12 protein-coding genes and 1 pseudogene are annotated in these 16713 nt (G+C 73.1%); 5 read left to right on the top strand and 8 right to left on the bottom strand.

Annotation, left to right across the window (positions count from 1 at the left end; all coding sequences use genetic code 11):
* The first annotated feature begins 28 nt into the window (after positions 1-28).
* The 4 genes from IEZ04_RS08435 (at position 29) to exaC (ending at position 5062) form a co-directional block, all read left to right on the top strand.
* Positions 29-1246, top strand: a complete 1218-nt coding sequence (locus IEZ04_RS08435; protein ID WP_189216097.1) for an ROK family transcriptional regulator — start codon at positions 29-31, stop codon at positions 1244-1246.
* Between the two features lie 185 nt (positions 1247-1431).
* Positions 1432-2040 (top strand): N-acetylmuramoyl-L-alanine amidase, encoded by a 609-nt coding sequence (locus tag IEZ04_RS08430; protein WP_189216096.1) that lies wholly within the window; start codon positions 1432-1434, stop codon positions 2038-2040.
* A gap of 64 nt (positions 2041-2104) precedes the next feature.
* A complete protein-coding gene (locus IEZ04_RS08425) occupies positions 2105-3481 on the top strand; it encodes a GAF domain-containing protein (RefSeq protein WP_189216095.1) in 1377 nt (458 codons plus the stop codon).
* A 57-nt stretch (positions 3482-3538) separates the two neighbouring features.
* On the top strand, positions 3539-5062 hold the full coding sequence (exaC, locus tag IEZ04_RS08420; protein ID WP_189216094.1) for an acetaldehyde dehydrogenase ExaC: 1524 nt from the start codon (positions 3539-3541) through the stop codon (positions 5060-5062).
* Positions 5063-5241: 179 nt separating this feature from the next.
* Here exaC and IEZ04_RS08415 read toward each other — a convergent pair whose 3' ends face one another.
* Both IEZ04_RS08415 and IEZ04_RS08410 read right to left on the bottom strand, forming a co-directional pair.
* Positions 5242-6126: a fructosamine kinase family protein gene (locus IEZ04_RS08415; protein WP_189216093.1), complete on the bottom strand. Its 885-nt coding sequence runs from the start codon at positions 6124-6126 to the stop codon at positions 5242-5244.
* Between the two features lie 549 nt (positions 6127-6675).
* A pseudogene (locus tag IEZ04_RS08410) lies at positions 6676-7095 on the bottom strand (glycoside hydrolase family 6 protein); the annotation flags it as partial.
* Positions 7096-7700: 605 nt separating this feature from the next.
* On the opposite strand from IEZ04_RS08410, the gene IEZ04_RS08405 reads away from it, so the two are divergent.
* Entirely contained in the window at positions 7701-9347 is a 1647-nt protein-coding gene (locus IEZ04_RS08405) for a glycoside hydrolase family 27 protein (RefSeq protein ID WP_189216092.1), read from the top strand.
* Between the two features lie 45 nt (positions 9348-9392).
* Here the strand turns inward: IEZ04_RS08405 and IEZ04_RS08400 are convergent, their stop codons facing one another.
* The 6 genes from IEZ04_RS08400 to IEZ04_RS08375 form a co-directional block, all read right to left on the bottom strand.
* Entirely contained in the window at positions 9393-9752 is a 360-nt protein-coding gene (locus IEZ04_RS08400; RefSeq protein WP_229820903.1) for a CoA transferase, read from the bottom strand.
* A 557-nt stretch (positions 9753-10309) separates the two neighbouring features.
* Positions 10310-11002, bottom strand: a complete 693-nt coding sequence (locus IEZ04_RS08395) for a response regulator (RefSeq protein ID WP_189216090.1) — start codon at positions 11000-11002, stop codon at positions 10310-10312.
* A 361-nt stretch (positions 11003-11363) separates the two neighbouring features.
* The gene (locus IEZ04_RS08390; RefSeq protein ID WP_189216089.1) at positions 11364-13142 is read right to left on the bottom strand and encodes a sensor histidine kinase; all 1779 of its coding nucleotides are present in this window, start codon (positions 13140-13142) and stop codon (positions 11364-11366) included.
* A gap of 640 nt (positions 13143-13782) precedes the next feature.
* A complete protein-coding gene (locus IEZ04_RS08385; protein ID WP_189216616.1) occupies positions 13783-14649 on the bottom strand; it encodes a universal stress protein in 867 nt (288 codons plus the stop codon).
* A gap of 8 nt (positions 14650-14657) precedes the next feature.
* On the bottom strand, positions 14658-15680 hold the full coding sequence (locus tag IEZ04_RS08380) for a zinc-dependent alcohol dehydrogenase (protein ID WP_189216088.1): 1023 nt from the start codon (positions 15678-15680) through the stop codon (positions 14658-14660).
* Positions 15681-15723: 43 nt separating this feature from the next.
* Positions 15724-16629 carry a universal stress protein gene (locus IEZ04_RS08375; protein WP_189216087.1) on the bottom strand — a complete coding sequence of 302 codons (906 nt, stop codon included), beginning with the start codon at positions 16627-16629 and terminating at the stop codon, positions 15724-15726.
* Positions 16630-16713: the final 84 nt, after the last annotated feature.

The raw sequence follows: 16713 nt of genomic DNA, 5'->3' as shown, positions 1-16713 counted from the left end.
AGTGACTGACCAAGAGGTGAGCGGAGGCATGACCGCACCGCCGCACGAGGCCCTCCCCGCGGGCCCCGGCCGCGGGCTGCCCGACACCCAGCAGGGCATGCGGCGCCGCAACCTCTCCCGGGTCCTGCACACCGTCCACGCCGAGGGGCCGCTGTCCCGCGCCGCCGTCGCCTCCCGCATCGGCCTGACCCGGGCGGCGGTCTCGACCCTGGTGGACGAGCTGATCCGCGCGGGGCTGCTCGACGAGCTGGGGCCGGAACGGCCGGGCCGCGCCGGGCGGGTGGGCAGGCCGGGTTCGGCGCTCGCCCTCAGCGACCGCGGCCCCGCCGGGATCGGCGCCGTGGTCGGCGTCGACCATCTCGAGGTGTGCGCGGTCGACCTGCGCGGGCAGGTACGCGCGCGTGCCGTGCGGCACGCCGCGAACCGCGGCCGCCGCCCCGGGCCGGTGATCGGTGAACTGACCGCGCTGGTGCGCCAGGTGGTCACCGAGACGGAACGGGAGGGGCTGTGGCCGGCCGGGCTCGCGGTGGCCGTGCCCGGTCTGGTGGCGCGGGACGCCCGTACGGTGGTCCGCGCGCCCAACCTCGACTGGCACGGCACGGACCTCGGCGCGCTGCTGCCGGACGACCTGCCGTTGACGGTGGACAACGAGGCCAACTTCGGCGGGCTCGCCGAACTCTGGCTCGGCGAGGGCGTCCCGCGCGACTTCCTGCACGTCTCGGCCGAGATCGGCATCGGCGCCGCCCTGGTCGTCGACGGCCGGCTGCTGCGCGGTACGCGCGGGTTCGCGGGCGAGCTGGGGCACGTACCGGTGCGTCCGGAGGGACCGGCGTGCGCCTGCGGGGGCCGTGGCTGCCTGGAGCAGTACGCGGGCAAGGAGGCCGTCCTGCGGGCGGCCGGGGTGGAGCCCGGCGAGGACCGCGTGGGACTGCTGGCCGAGCGCGCCGCCGGGGGCGACAAGGACGTACGGCGGGCCCTGCGCGGCGCCGGCTCCGCACTCGGCATCGCGCTGACCGGCGCCGTCAACCTGCTGGACCCGGAGACGGTCGTCCTGGGCGGCGCGCTGGCCGACCTGGCGCCGTGGCTCCTGCCCGCGCTGGAGCGGGAGCTGTCCCGGCGCACCACCGGGCCCGCCCGCGCGGTGACCGTGTCCCGGCTGGGCCCCGAGGGACCGCTGCTGGGCGCGGCGCACTCGGTGGTACGGGCTGTGCTCGACGATCCGGCGGCGGTGTCCGGGCGGTCGTGAGGGGCGGGTGCCGGACGGAGCGCATCACATCCCGGCCACGTGAAACCGCGGCTCCGCCACCGGCGTGATCAGAGGGGTGGCATCGAACGCACGCACCATCCCCCCCGTACTCGTTCCGAGCCCGTACTCACCCCACGCCCGTACTCGCCCATGCCCGGACTCAGGAGAGCAGGAAAGGCGGACCCGTGGAGCGCTCCGGACCGTCACCCAGCAGACGCCGCGTGCTGCGGGGCACCGCCCTCGCCGTGGTCCCCTACGCGTTGCTGCCCGCCCCGCGCGCGGGTGAACGTCCCCGGGCTCCCGATTACCCGCGGGGAGTGTGGGAGCCCGCCTCCCCGGCCAACTACACGGCCGCCACGGCGGCCGGCGTCCCGGCGCCCCGCTCCGTCGACCTCGTGGTGATCCACGTGACCCAGACGACGTACCGGAACACCCTGTCCGTCTTCCGTGACCCGCGGAACGGGGTGTCCTCGCACTACCTCGTACGGTCCGCGGACGGGAGCGTGGCACAGTGCGTCCGCGAGCGCGACATCGCCTGGCACGCGGGCGACTGGGACCACAACACGCGCAGCATCGGCATCGAGCACGAGGGCCGGGTGGAACAGCCCTCCTGGTTCACCGACGCCCTGTACGAACAGTCCGCCGCACTGACCGCGGCGATCTGCGACCGACACGGCATCCCCAAGGACCGCGCCCACATCATCGCCCACCACGAGATACCGGGCACCGACCACACCGACCCCGGCCCGCACTGGGACTGGGCGCGCTACCTGCGGCTCGTCAACAGCGCCTGAGAGCGGAGAAGGGAACGCGGGACGGCTGCACGCTCCTTGTCCCGGATCCCTGGCGGGAGTGACCATGGGAGAAAGCCGCGACCCTTTCGGCCACGACACGTCCGGGGAGGCCGAGTTGACCGATCCGTGGGTGGCCCTGGAGCCGGGGGCCGATCCCGCCGAGCGCGTACGGGCGCTGCGCCGCGCCCACGACAGGTTCACCGAGGGCGGCACGGTGCAGCGGCCCGTGCGTTCCGTGGTGGCCGACTCGTGGCGGCGCTCCGCGCGCGCCGGGGTCGCCCCGGACGGCGGCGCCGGCGTGGAGCTCATGGACGGGGACCTCGGCGCCTACCGCGCGGAGCACCCGCTCGCCCGGGTGATGCCGCTGGTCAGAGAGCTCATGGGCTCGTTCGCGGCGGACGGCGAGCACCTGCTGGCGGTGTGCGACGCGCAGGGCAGACTGCTGTGGGTGGAGGGACATCCCACGACCCGGCGCCGGGCGGACCGGATGAACTTCGTGCCGGGTGCCCGCTGGGCGGAGAGCGCGGTGGGCACCAACGCGCCGGGCACGGCGGTCGCCCTCGGCCGGCCGGTGCAGGTGTTCGCGGCCGAGCACTTCGTCCGCCGGGTCCAGCCGTGGACCTGCGCGGCGGCTCCGGTGCACGATCCGCGCACGGGGCGGGTGCTCGGCGCGGTCGACATCACCGGAGGCGACGGTCTCGCGCATCCGCACAGCCTCGGTTTCGTCCAGGCGGTGGCGCGTGCGGCGGAGTCCCATCTCGCGCTGCTGGCACCGCCCGGCGCGGGCGCGGACGACGTGCTCGAACTGACCGCGCTGGGCCGTGACGAGGCCGGACTGCTGGCCGGCGGCCGCCGGATCGTGCTCAGCCGGCGGCACAGCGAGATCCTGGTGCTGCTCGCCCGGCACCCCGAGGGGCTGACCGGTGACGCGCTGCTGTGCGCGCTGTACGAGGACGGGTCGGTGACGCCCGTGACCCTGCGCGCGGAACTGGCCCGGCTGCGCAGACTGCTCGGCCCCGGGCTGCTGGCGTCCCGTCCGTACCGGCTCACGGTGCCGGTCGAGTCGGACGTCACCGTGGTGGAACGCAGACTGGAGACGGGGGCGGTCACGGCGGCGGTGGCGGCGTACGGGGGCCCGCTGCTCCCCGCTTCGCGGGCCCCGGCGGTGGTGCGGCTGCGGCACCGGCTCGCCGACGCGCTGCGCACGGCGCTCGTCGCGCGGGGCGACCCCGACCTGCTGGCGGACTGGGTGCACGCGCCATGGGGCGAGGACGACCTCGACGTGTGGCGCGCGCTGGCGGCGGTCCGGCCGACGGCCGCGGTGTGCTCGCGCACGGCGGAGCTGGAGTCGGAGCTGGCGGCGCCACCGGGATGGGCACGCCCGGCGGCACGGCGTACGCACCCGAGGAGCGCAACGTCCGCGCAACCTCCCCCTCCCTAGCCTCGGCGCCGAGAGCTGTCCGACGGCGGGCAGCGTGTCCTCGGGAGGCAGGCAGTCATGACGCGTTACGCGGCGCCCGGTACCGACGGCGCGATCGTCTCGTACGAGGCGCGCTACGACCACTTCATCGGCGGGGAGTACGTGCCGCCGGCCGGCGGTCAGTACTTCGAGAACCCGAGTCCGGTCAACGGGCAGCCCTTCACGGAGGTCGCGCGGGGCACCGCCGACGACGTGGAGCGCGCGCTGGACGCCGCCCACGCCGCGGCGCCGGGCTGGGCCCGTACGTCCGTCACCGAACGGGCGGACGTCCTGCGCAGGATCGCCGACCGCATGGAGGCGAACCTGGAGGCCCTGGCCGTCGCCGAGAGCTGGGAGAACGGCAAGCCGGTCCGGGAGACACTGGCCGCCGACATCCCCCTCGCGATCGACCACTTCCGGTACTTCGCGGGGGCGATCCGCGCGCAGGAGGGTTCGCTCGCGGAGCTGGACGAGGACACGGTGGCGTACCACTTCCACGAGCCGCTCGGGGTCGTCGCGCAGATCATCCCGTGGAACTTCCCGATCCTGATGGCGACGTGGAAACTGGCACCGGCCCTCGCCGCGGGCAACACGGTGGTCCTGAAGCCCGCCGAGCAGACCCCGGCGTCGATCCACTACTGGATGGGCCTGGTCGCCGATCTGCTGCCGCCGGGCGTGGTGAACATCGTCAACGGCTTCGGCGTGGAGGCGGGCAAGCCGCTCGCGTCGAGTCCGCGCGTGGCGAAGGTGGCGTTCACGGGCGAGACCACGACGGGGCGGCTGATCATGCAGTACGCCTCCGAGAACATCACCCCGGTCACGCTCGAACTCGGCGGCAAGTCCCCGAACATCTTCTTCGACGACGTCTGGGCGGCGGACGACGACTTCCGCGACAAGGCGCTCGAGGGTTTCACCATGTTCGCGCTCAACCAGGGCGAGGTCTGCACGTGCCCGTCCCGCGCGCTGGTGCAACAGGGCGTCTACGCGGACTTCATGGAGGCCGCGGTCGCCCGCACCGAGCAGATCGAGGCGGGCCACCCGCTCGACACCGAGACGATGATCGGCGCCCAGGCCTCCAACGACCAGCTGGAGAAGATCCTCTCCTACCTGGACATCGGCCGGCAGGAGGGCGCCAAGGTCCTCACGGGCGGCGAACGCGTGGAGTACGACGGCGAGCTGCGGGGCGGCTACTACGTCCAGCCCACCGTCTTCGAGGGCGACAACCGCATGCGGATCTTCCAGGAGGAGATCTTCGGGCCGGTGGTGTCCGTGACGTCGTTCCAGGACTTCGACGACGCCATGAAGATCGCCAATGACACCTTGTACGGTCTCGGCGCCGGCGTCTGGACCCGCGACGTCAACACCGCCTACCGCGCGGGCCGCGCCATCCAGGCGGGCCGCGTCTGGACCAACTGCTACCACGCCTACCCGGCCCACGCGGCGTTCGGCGGCTACAAGGGCTCGGGCATCGGCCGCGAGACCCACAAGATGATGCTGGACCACTACCAGCAGACGAAGAACATTCTTTGTTCCTACAGCCCTCGGAAGCTGGGCTTCTTCTAGACGAACGAGTCCGATGTCAAGTCAGAGGTTCAGCAGCGGTTGCTGAGGCTGGTGGCCGATGCCGCCAGTCGGACCGCCGCGTGAGCCACGCCAACTCCGTCCATGTAGTCGCGGACATTCAGGAGCTGACCGTTTGGCACCCTCGTCATCACGAGGAAACCGGGAAAGCCGAACCGAGCTCAGTGCCGCTGCCGGAACGGGGCGAGTGTGGCGCGCACGACGGCTGCGGCGCCCCAGTCGGGATCGAACTGGGCGATCACTGCCAGGTGCTGGCGTAGCTGGAGGATCGGCATGCGTTCGCGCCAGTCGCGGTCGAGTCCGGTCAGCTCGGCGTACAGCTCGAAGAATACGTGCGCCTCCGGCGGCGGCGTCGTCGTCCACAGGTGGGCCAGGTCGACCTCGGCCCACGTGTACGACACGGCCGGGTCGATCAGCGCGGGCCGCCCGTCGGGGGTAGCCATGGCGTTCGACGCCCACAGGTCGCCGTGCGTCAGACACGCGGGCCTGACCGGCAGCAGCTCGGGCAGCCGGTCGCACAGCCGCTCCAGCGCCGCCCGGTCCGCGGCGTCGAGCGCCTCCTGGACGCGGCGCTCGCCGAGCCAGCGGAGCAGACGGTGCTGGGCGAAGAACGCGAACCCGTCGCCTTCCCAGGTGTTGACCTGCCGACGACGGCCCAGCCAGTTGTCCCGGTGCCACCCGAACCGGGCGTGCCGGGTGGTGGTGTGGAGGTGGGCGAGCGCATGCGCGAGCTTCTCCCAGAATGCCTCGGTACCCGGCCGGGGCTGCAGCACGGACAGCACGAGCAGGTCGCGGTCCGCGAGGATGATGTCCGGCGTGGCGACGCCGCCCGCCTCGCGCAGCACGGTGAGCCCTTCGGCCTCCGCGGCGAAGGCGTCGTCTGACGGCGGCTCGCCGAACGCCTTGACGAACACCGACGTACCGTCACCGCGGCGCGCGAGCCCCGCGGTCGCGGCGAGGCCTCCAGTGGCCGGCTCGATCGCGACAACGTCGGTCAGGCCGGCCGCATGCAGGCGTTCGAGCAGGAAGGACGTCGATTCTGTCACGGATGTACTCCTCTCTGCTGGTCACGCATCAAGGTCGTCCGCAGTCTTGTCGAGCATCGCCCGCTGGTAGCGGGTCGAGGCCTCGCGAGGGCCGAGGCTGGCCGAGGTCGTGTCCGGCATGGCCCTCGGACTCCGTTGGGTCAACGTGTGGACGAGCTCGTTCGAGCGCTGGGCCAGGACTTCAGGACTTCGGGCTCTCACCTGCGCGGCCTGCACCAGGCTTCGGTCGTGGCCGACGGGCTCGCAGTCGATCGCGTCGGGTCCGTCGCATCCCGGCCCGCGGCGGTTGCCGGCTCGACCGGCGCGGCATCGTCTGCCGTGACGCGGCCCTGGCGGGGCGCCGAGGGGTGCTTCCGGCCATCTGTCCCCGCGTTCTGCCACCCGTAACCCTCCGTTCCCCACGTGCGGGGGATCAAGCTATCGGTACCTTCGGAGGACGTCCCAGCCAGGCAAGGTGATCGGCGGAACAGTGCGCCCAATCGGCGCGCCGGCCTGCGGGGCGGGGCCCATCGTCTCGGCCCGGCGCACGCGCGGCACCGTCGAGGTCGAGCGGCCTGCGATCCCGCCGGCGAACTGGGCGATCCAACTGGCGTAGGCGGACGGCGAAGCGGCTCCGCCGGCGGAGTGGCCGCCGCAGTAGTCGCGGTTGTAGATGTTGCAGGCGACGAGGATGGGCAGTTCGTCCCGGGGGTCCGCCTCCCCGACGTAGGCACCCGTGGCGGTGCCGATGGTGCCGCTCCAGGAGCCGAACCAGCGGGCCATCGGGGTGTTGGCGATCGAGGCGTTGATCGCGGCGGCCCGGCCGTCACCGGGGTTGGCGGCCACCCACCTCTTCGCGCTGGAGTCGGGGTCCACGTAGAACCCACTGGTCATGGTGGTCGGGTCGGCCGCGTGGGCGGACGGTGCGGCGGCGAACGCCAGCGGCAGCGCGAAGAGCGCTGCGGCCAGGGCGCGAAGTCTGCGGCGCATGACTGAACCTCGTTCTCCGGGTGAGGGATGCGTCGCACGCTCTCGTCCCGAGCATGTGACGCGCCGAGGGAAGTGCGGTGGTACGACCACCCCTGTCAGCGCTCCCACTGAAGCGCTGACCGCGGGCGCCGTTCAGGTCGTACTCGGCTGGCAGATCACCGGGTTCGTGTACTCCGCGACGGCCGCGAGCGTCCGACGACGAGTGACTGATTGGTGAAGCCATGACAATTCCATGCGGGGGGTCTTCTCAGCTTCGTGGAGTACGGACCGGCTTCCGCGTGCTCGAAGTATCGAATGCGGGACGGCCAGTCGAGCAATCTGCATGACAGGAGGCCCACGCACCCCGTCAACCCCTTTCGCATGCTTCGTCTGTTCCATCGAAAGGTTTCGAAATGCTCTGGGGTTGCGTCATTGCGGGTCGGCGGCCGGATGGTGGGCACGAGCCGACTTCGCGGCATCGCCGATCGCGCGGCGGGATCGATCCTGCGGGCACTGTTGACATGTTCATCCACATCTCTAGGCTCCGTGGGGCCGCGAAGTTTCCGAATGGTGCTCGAAATTTCGAACCTCATCCTCTTCATCTTTGCGTGCTGAAGGAGTCTCTGGTGCCCAGACGATCAGGCGGACGACTGCTCCGCCTCCTCACGGCCGCCGCGCTGACAGTGGCCGCGTCCGTGACGGTCTCAGCCCAGTCCACCGCCTCGGCCGCACCGGGCAGTCCGGCGCTCACCCCACCGCTGGGGTGGAACAGCTGGAACAGCTTCGGGTGCGGGATCACCGAGACCCAGGTGCGCCAGGCCGCAGACGCGATGGTGTCCTCGGGCATGCGGGACGCCGGCTACAGGTACGTCGTGGTCGACGACTGCTGGTTCGACCCGCAGCGTGACGCGGCGGGAAACCTCCGGGCCAACCCGGCCAAGTTTCCCAGCGGGATGAAGGCGCTCGGGGACTACATCCACGGCAAGGGCCTGAAGTTCGGCATCTACCAGGCGCCCGGCGAGCGCACCTGCGCGCAGGCCACGGGCGCCTACCCGGGATCCACGGGCAGCAGGGGACACGAGGCCCAGGACGCCGCGACGTTCGCCTCGTGGGGCGTCGACTACCTCAAGTACGACTGGTGCTCCCCGAGCGGTACCCGTGACGAGCAGGTTTCGCGGTTCACGCTCATGCGTGACGCCCTGCGCGCCACCGGGCGGCCGATCGTCTACAGCATCAACCCCAACAGCCTGCACGCCATCACCGGCGCCACGTACGACTGGGGCGAAGTCGCCGACCTGTGGCGGACGACCGAGGACCTGCTGGACATCTGGCAGAACGGCAACACCAACAGCTATCCGATGGGCGTCGGCAACGTCCTGGACGTCACCGCGCCGCTGGCGGCGCAGTCCGGGCCAGGGCACTGGAACGACCCCGACATGCTGGTCGTCGGCCGCCCCGGCCTGTCGCCGACCGAGTCCCGCTCCCATTTCGCCCTGTGGGCCCTGCTGGGTGCCCCGCTCATGGCCGGTAACGACATCCGGACCATGTCCGCCGACGTCAGCGCGATCCTGCGCAACCCGCGTCTGCTGGCGGTGAACCAGGATCCGCTGGGCGCGGGCGGGCGCAGGGTGCGTGACGACGGCGCCACCGAGGTGTTCGCCAAGCCGCTGTCGGACGGTTCGGTCGCGGTCGGCCTGTTCAACCGCGGCGGCGGCACCGCGACGGTCACCACGTCGGCGGCGCAGGTCGGTCTCTCCGGCGGGCCGTTCACCCTCACCGATCTGTGGACCGGCGGCACGTCGAGCACGTCCGGGCAGATCTCCGCGAGCGTCCCCGCGCACGGCGTCGCCGTGTTCCGGGTGACCGGCGGCAGTCCGCTGACCGCCACCACGTCGCGCCTGCGGGGTACCGCGTCCGGCCGCTGCGCGGACGTGGACAACGCCTCCACCGCCGCGGGCGCCACGGTGCTGCTCTGGGACTGCCACACGGCCGCCAACCAGCTGTGGACCACGTGGGCCGGCGGCGAGATCCGCGTCTTCGGCGACAAGTGCCTGGACGCCTACGACCAGGGCACCGCGAACGGCACCCGGGTCATCACCTGGCCCTGCAACGGCCAGAGCAACCAGAAGTGGACCGTCGGCGGCGACGGGTCGATCCGTAACGTCCACGCGGGACTGTGCCTCGACGCCGACGGCGCAGCGACCACCAACGGGACTCGACTGGTTCTGTGGACCTGCAACGGCCAGGCCGGCCAGAAGTGGTCCCGCGTGTGAGCGAAGCACCGCCGCCCCGAGTTCCGCGGAGTCCGCGACCGCGAATCACTCCTGCCCCGTTACGGAGACCGTCACCTTCAGCCGGGTCACGGTCCTCCCCCGCGGGTCGTCGGCCGGCTCGCCGCACCCGATGGTCTCGGCGAGCGCCCGCCACAGCTTGTCGTTCCCGGCGGCGACCATCAGATGCCCCTCACCGGTGCGCAGGGCCCGGTACGGCACGATCGTGGGGTGGGCCGTGCCGTGCGGGCGCGGTGCCGTCCCGGTGGTGAAGTAGCCCTGCGCGACATACGTGAGCCAGGCCGGCTGGCCGTCGAGCAGGGAGCCGTCGACGTGCCGGCCCGGCCGCTGCGCCCACGGCCCGGTCTGCCCGTAGCAGGAGACGGGACGGCAGTTCCGCACCACCACGTCGGCCCGGACGGCAAGCCTCGGCGCAGGAAGTACGCCGAGCGGACGGCCCCGGGGGGCAGAGGCAGCGAGCGCCGGGCCTGCGGCCCGAGACGGTCCGGCGGCCGTTGTGCCGGCGCGGGCGGTAGCAGAACAAGATCCGGGTCGTTCCCGGGCCAGCGCCTCCAACGAGCAGCACACATCCACTGTTCAGGCAGGTCGGCGAGGCACTCTCGCTGTATCACGAGCAGACGAAGAACATCCTTCGTCCCTACAGCCCCCGGAAGCTGGGCTTCTTCCAGGTCCTCTTCCTCCGGATCCTGAAGTCGGTCGCCTGGAGGCACTGTTGCGTTCCAGGCAACCGCGATACGGAGATCACGCCCGCGGTCAGCCCGGCGTCGCGCGCCACCGCACAGGCTGCGCGTGCGTCCCTTCCGGGCCGGCCGCGGACCGAACGGCGCTCCTGCGCGACCCCGTCCGAGACGCTTGTCCGGTACGTCCCAGGCCGCAGGCCGCCCGTCCCCGGCCCGTGGGCCCGCGTCCCGTCACCCAGCATGTCTCCCGAGGGTGGCGGCGGATCAGTTCTTCCGCTGGCGAAGCCGGTCCTGGGCCTGGGTGGCTATCACCGCGGCCTGGACGCGCCGCTCCACACCGAGCTTGGCCAGCAGCCGGGAGATCTGGTTCTTCACCGTCTTCTCCGCGAGGTACAGGCGTTGGCCGATCTGCCGGTTGGTCAGCCCCTCACCGATCAGGGCCAGGATCTCCCGCTCCCGGTCGGTCAGCCCGGGCAGCGCGTCCGGTTCCTCCTCCTTGACCTGATCGCTGCGCAGCCGGGCCATCAGCCTGGCGGTGGCGCTCGGGTCCAGCAGTGACTGGCCCCTGGCGACCGTGCGGACGGCCGACACCAGGTCCGAGCCCTGGATCTGCTTGAGGACGTATCCGGAGGCACCCGCCATGATCGAGTCGAGCAGGGCCTCCTCGTCGTCGAACGACGTCAGCATCAGGCAGGCCAGCTCCGGCATGCGCGAACGCAGTTCCCGGCACACGGTGACCCCGTCGCCGTCCGGCAGGCGCACGTCCAGCACCGCGACCTGCGGGCGCAGCGCGGGGACGCGTACCAGTGCCTGTTCCACGGTGCCCGCCTCGCCGACCACCGTGATGTCCGGCTCGTCGTCGAGCAGGTCGTGCACCCCGCGCCGTACCACCTCGTGGTCGTCCAGCAGGAAGACCCGGATCGGTTCACCGGGTACAGGTCGTTGGCTGTCCGCCATCACACGCTCCTCCGCGTTCCACGCTGCCTTCTCGTCCCTCGGCCCCCACCCCCCGGGCGGGACCGGCCCCCTGCCTGTCGGAGATCCTGCGCCATCACGGGCCGAAGCGCCAAGGCCCGGGCATCGCGCGGCGGAGCGGGCGCCGGCCGTCGTGGAGCAGGCGTCGGCCGCCGTCCGCGGCGCTCCGCGGCACGGCGGCGCGCCGGTCATGGTGGCCCTGCCGGCCGGCGGCACCATCCAGGCACCCGTCCGCGACCAGGTCTCCCCCGGATGTCGCATGTCCGCGGACGCCGTGCACAGTCGGCCCCCTCCTCCGTACGGGCACCGGCGGACCGGGCGCGGCGACGGGCCCTTGAGGGGATCAACCGGCCGCCCCCGGAGCCGCGCTGCCGACGGGCAGGGGCACCGTCCACTCCAGGAGTGTGCCGGTCGGATCGCGGCGGGCCAGCCGGAACATGCCGCCGAGTTCCTCGGCGCGGCTGCGCAGGTTGGCCAGCCCGCTGCGGCGGGTGGTGGCCGGGTCGATACCGCGTCCGTTGTCCGTGACGGTCAGCCGCAGCGTCCGGCCGACGGCTTCGGCGGTGACTTCCACCGTGGTGGCCCGCGCGTGCCGGGCGGCGTTGGACAGGGCCTCGCGCAGGACGGCGAGGAGGTGGTCGGCGTGGGTGGCGGGCACGTCGGTGTCCAGCAGACCCGTCATGCGCAGGGACGGGGCGAAGCCGAGTGTCCGGGTGGCTTCGTCGGTCAGGGTCAGCAGGTGGGCGCGCAGTCCGCCGGTCCGCTGCTGCCGGTCGCGGTGCTGGAGGCCGAAGACGGTGGAGCGGATGATCTTGATGGTGGCGTCCAGGTCGTCCACGACCTGCTGGATGCGTTCGGCCGCTGCGGGCTGGTCGCGGACGCGGCCGAGTGCGGCCTGCAAGGTCAGCGCGTCGGCGAAGAGCCGCTGGATGACCTGGTCGTGCAGGTCGCGGGCGATACGGTCGCGGTCGCCGAGCAGGGCCAGCTGTTCGGCGTCCCGTCGGTGCTCGGCGAGCTGGAGCGCCAGCGCGGCCTGGTCGGCGAAGGTGAGGACCATGTCGACGGCGGCGTCGGTGAACGGTGGCCTGCCGGGGGCGTCGGCCACCTGCAACACCCCGCGTATCGCCTCGCTGTCGCCGACGGGTACGAAGAAGGCGGGCCCGAGCGGTACGACGGAGGCGCTGCCACCCGAGGCACGGGGATCGTCGCTGAGGGAGTCGCTGGTGAGGGGTTTCCCGGTGGCGTACACCTTCGCCGCCAGGGTGGTGGCGGGCAGGGCGAGACCCAGCACCTGGTCGGCCGCCGCACCGGCCGCGGCCTCCACGACCAGGCCGTCGCCCTCGCCCACAGGGCGGGCGAGGGTGACGAGGTCGCTGTCCGTCATCTCCCGGACGGTGTCGGCCAGCGACCGCAGGATCTCCTCCGGGGGCGCCCCCGACAGCAGGGCACGGGTCATCTCGGCGCCGGCCGCCAGGCGCCGCTCGCGGTGGCGGCTGTCGTCGTACAGGCGGGCGTTGTCGATCGCCACGCCCGCGGCGGCGGCCAGGCTGCGCAGCACCGCCTCGTCGTCGGCGTCGAAGGGCGTCCCACCGCGTTTGTCGGTCAGATAGAGATTGCCGAAGATCTTGTCCCGGACCTGTACGGGAGCGCCGAGGAACGTGCGCATGGGCGGGTGCCCCGGCGGAAAGCCCACCGCTTCCGGATGCTCGCCGAGGTCCTCCAGGCGCAGCGGGTGCGGCTCGCGGATCAACAGGCCCAGAATGCCCTGGCCTTCGGGATAGTGGCCGATCCGCGCGATCGTCCCCTGGTCCATGCCGACCGTGATGAACTGCCGGATCGTGCCCTCCTCCCCCAGCACGCCCAGCGCGCCGTACTCGGCGTCCACCAGGTCGGCCGCGGACTGCACGATCCGTCGCAGCAGGTCCTCCAGGTCGAGATCGCTGCCGACCGCCATCACCGCGTCGAGCAGCGTCTGCATGCGGTCCCGGCCGCCGCGCACCCGCTCGACGTGCTCCTGCAGCTCGCTCAGCAGCGCATCCATCCGCAGCGGCGGGACCGGGCCGGGACGCTGTGCCCCCGACCGGTCGCTCACCGCCGCGTTCTCGTCCTCACGACTGGCCATGTGGTGCAGCATGCCCCAACGGCCCTACCCGAGGACACCCCGGCCTGCTACGGCAGGGCCCGGCCGCCGGCGTCCTGTCCACGCGTGGACGCACACCACCCGGCACCGGCCGGCGACGGACGGGACAGGGGTGCGCGTGCCCTGTGGTGCGGTGACGGTGCGAGTCGGTGTCTCGTGCCGCGGCACCGTGCGGCGCGCCCCGTGTCGGCGGGGAGACGCTCCCGGTCCGCGGACCGCGCGTGCCCGCAGGATGCGGTCATGAAGGTCGACGCGGTGACGTCTGCGGTACGGATCCGCGCAGCCCATGGGCGACATGCACGTGGTGGAGCCGGGGCGCGCGTCCTCGGCCGCGAAGCAGTCGGCACGGACGGACTGTCATGTCCCGGTCCCGCACGCGTGCTTCGGGGGACGGCGAAGCGTCAGGGCGGGACCGTACGGCCGTCGCTCTCCCGCACGCTTCCGCACGGAGGCATGCCGACGCCGCCGAGTGCACGGCGGGACCGGCGGTACCCATGGGCCGGCCGGGGACCAGGGGACGGCCGGGGACCACGGGACGGCCGGGGACCACGGGACGGCCACTCGCCCCCGCCTCACGCCGGTGTCCCGCGCGTCCGCGCGTGAGCCGGCGGACGGTCCGTGCTCAGGCCGCGTCGGGCACGACCGCCACCGGGCAGCCGGAGTGGTGCAGGACCGTGTGGGCGGCCCGCCCGAGGCGCGGGCCGAGGTGCCGGGGGCGGTGCCGGCCGACGACCAGGAGGTCCGCCTCGTGCGAGACGGCGAGAAGCACCCGGCGGGCGGGGCCTTCGACGGTGCGTCGGCGCACCTTCACGTCGGGCGGGGTGTCCCGGAGGGCGGCCTCCAGTTCCCGTACGGCCCGTTCCTCGTACAGTCGCTCGGGACGGCCCGCGAGCAGGGGGTGGTCGGCCGTGTCGTGCGCGGGGCACCGCCAGGCCCGTACCGCCTCCAGCGGGACACCGCGCCGCCGTGCCTCCTCCTGGGCGAAGCGCACCGCCGCCGTCGGCGCGTCGCCGGCCACGCCGACGACGATACGGCCGTGCCCTTCCGCTGCGGCCCGGTTGTCGTGGCTGCCGCGGAGTACGACGACCGGGCAGTGGGCGTGGGCGGCCACGGTCAGGCTGACGGAGCCCAGCAGCAGCTCGGCGAGGTCGCTGCGCCCGCGGTGGCCGACGACCACGGCGGTGGCGTCGCGGCTCTCGCGCACCAGGACGTGTTCAGGTTCCTCGGGCACCACCGCGGTGGTCAGGGAGAGGCCGGCGTGGTGACGCCGGGCCCGCCGGGCGGCGGCACCGAGGATGTCCTCGGCGGTCACGTGCCCGGCGGGCTCGCCGATCTCCGGCGCGAGCGCGGCACCCTCGTACCGCCCCCACAGGGAGGCGTACACCACGCGCAGGGGCACCCCGCGCAGGGCGGCCTCGTCGGCCGCCCAGTCGACGGCCCGCAGGCTGGGCTCGGAACCGTCCACTCCCACCACCAGGGGGAGGCTCACCATCGCCCTCACCGTCCTGTGTCGAGATCGAACACGATGCGGGCCTTGACCTGGCCGCGCAGCACCTCGTCGATGGATTCGTTGACGGCGGCCAGCGGACGGGTCTCGTGAACGACCCTCGTCCGGCCCGCCGCGTGCAGCTGGAAGACCTCGGCGAGGTCCTGCCGGGTGCCGACGATCGAGCCGATCACCGAGGTGCCGTTGAGCACGGTGTCGAAGACGGGTACCTGGATCGTGCCGTGTGCCGGCAGGGCCACCATGACCAGCTTGCCGCCGCGCCGCAACCCTGCGTTGACGGCTTCGAAGGCGGCCGGGCTCACGGCGAGCGCGAGGGCGGCGTGCGCGCCGCCGAGCCGCTTCAGCTCCGCGCCGACGTCCTGGGTGCGGGCGTCGACGACGAAGTCGGCACCGAGTTCCCGGGCGAGCTCCAGCTTGTCGTCGGTGACGTCGACGGCGGCCACCCGCGCCCCGGCGATCTTGGCGTACTGCACCGCGAGATGGCCGAGGCCGCCCACGCCGGAGACCGCGACGAGCTGCGCGGGCCGGACGCCGGCGACCTTGAGTGCCTTGTACGTGGTGACGCCCGCGCAGGTCAGCGGGGCGGCCTCGACGGCGGAGATGCCGTCCGGTACGGGCTGGGCGAAGTCGGCCCAGGCCAGCATCTTCTCCGCGTACCCGCCGTCGCAGCCGTAGCCGGTGTTGACCTGCTGCTCGCACAGCGTCTCCCAGCCGGACAGGCAGTGCTCGCACCGCCCGCAGGCCCGGCCGAGCCAGGGCACGGCGACCCGCTGTCCCACGGTGAGGTGGGTGACGCCCGCCCCGAGCTTCTCCACCAGGCCGACGCCCTCGTGCCCGGGCACGAACGGCGGGGTGGGCCTCACGGGCCAGTCGCCGTGCGCGGCGTGGATGTCGGTGTGGCACAGCCCGGACGCCTCCACCCGGATCCGGACCTGGCCGGGGCCGGGCTCGGGGTCGGGGCGCTCCTCGATGACCAGGGGCTCGCCGAACGCCCGTACGACCGCTGCCTTCATGACGGTTCCTCTTTCCGTGGCCGGCTTTCCGTGGCCGGCCGGGTCAGTCGTGCGCGACGACGGCGACGGGGGCGGTGGAGTGGTGCAGCACCGCGTGGGTGACCGAGCCGATGTGGACGCCGAAGGGGCTGCGGCGGATCCGCCGGCCGACCACGACGAGGGACGCGTCGCGGGCGGCGTCGACGAGGCGGGCGGCGGGGCTGCCGGTGCGGGACGTCTCGACGACCTCCACGTCCGGGTACTTCTGCCGCCAGGGGCGCAGTACGCCGGTGAGTTCGGCGGCCCACCGGCGGGCGGCCTCGGCGTGCAGGTCGACCCCCGCGACCAGGTCGTAGACGCTGTACGGCGGCAGGTTCCAGACCTGGACGGCGTGCAGGGCGGTCCCGCGGCGCTGTGCCTCCTCGAAGGCGAAGGCGAGCACCGTGTCGTCGGGGTGGCCGGTGTCGAGGCCGAGGACGACGGGCCGGAAGGCGGTGGCGGCGGACGGGATGCCGGCGGGGTCCATGACGTGTTCGTCGGCGGCCTGTTCACCGGCGCGTACGAGAACCACCGGCGCCTCGGTGCGGGCGACCACGGCCTGTCCGACGGACCCGACCAGGAAGCCGCCGATCCCGCTCAGCGCGCGGGAGCCGAGGACCAGCAGTTCCGCGTCGCGGGCGGCGTCCACCAGGGCGTCGGCCGGCGTGCCCGCGCGCTGCTCGGTGCTCACCTCGACACCGGGATGACGCAGCCTCAGCCCCTCGGCGGCCTCCCGGGGGATGCGCTCATACCAGTGCTGGGGGGTCTCGTCGTCGGGGAGGGGGACCTGGACCGTCGGCTCCGGCAGCGGCTGCCGCACGTGGACCAGCTTGACCGGCAGGTCGCGCAACCGCGCCTCACGGGCCGCCCACTCGGCTGCGGCCCGGCTCTCGGGCGAGCCGTCGACTCCTACGGTGATGGTGCGGGGCATGACGCCCTCCTCCTGTGTGGGGTGGTGCGGTCTCAGTGTCGTGTTCAGCGGGTTCGCGGGGCAGGGGCCGCTGGTCCCCGGCCG

The sequence above is a fragment of the Streptomyces ruber genome, from assembly GCF_014648075.1.
Lineage (GTDB): Bacteria > Actinomycetota > Actinomycetes > Streptomycetales > Streptomycetaceae > Streptomyces > Streptomyces ruber.
The sequence above is the reverse complement of the archived record's forward strand: the minus strand, read 5'-3'. Positions and strand labels throughout refer to the sequence as shown.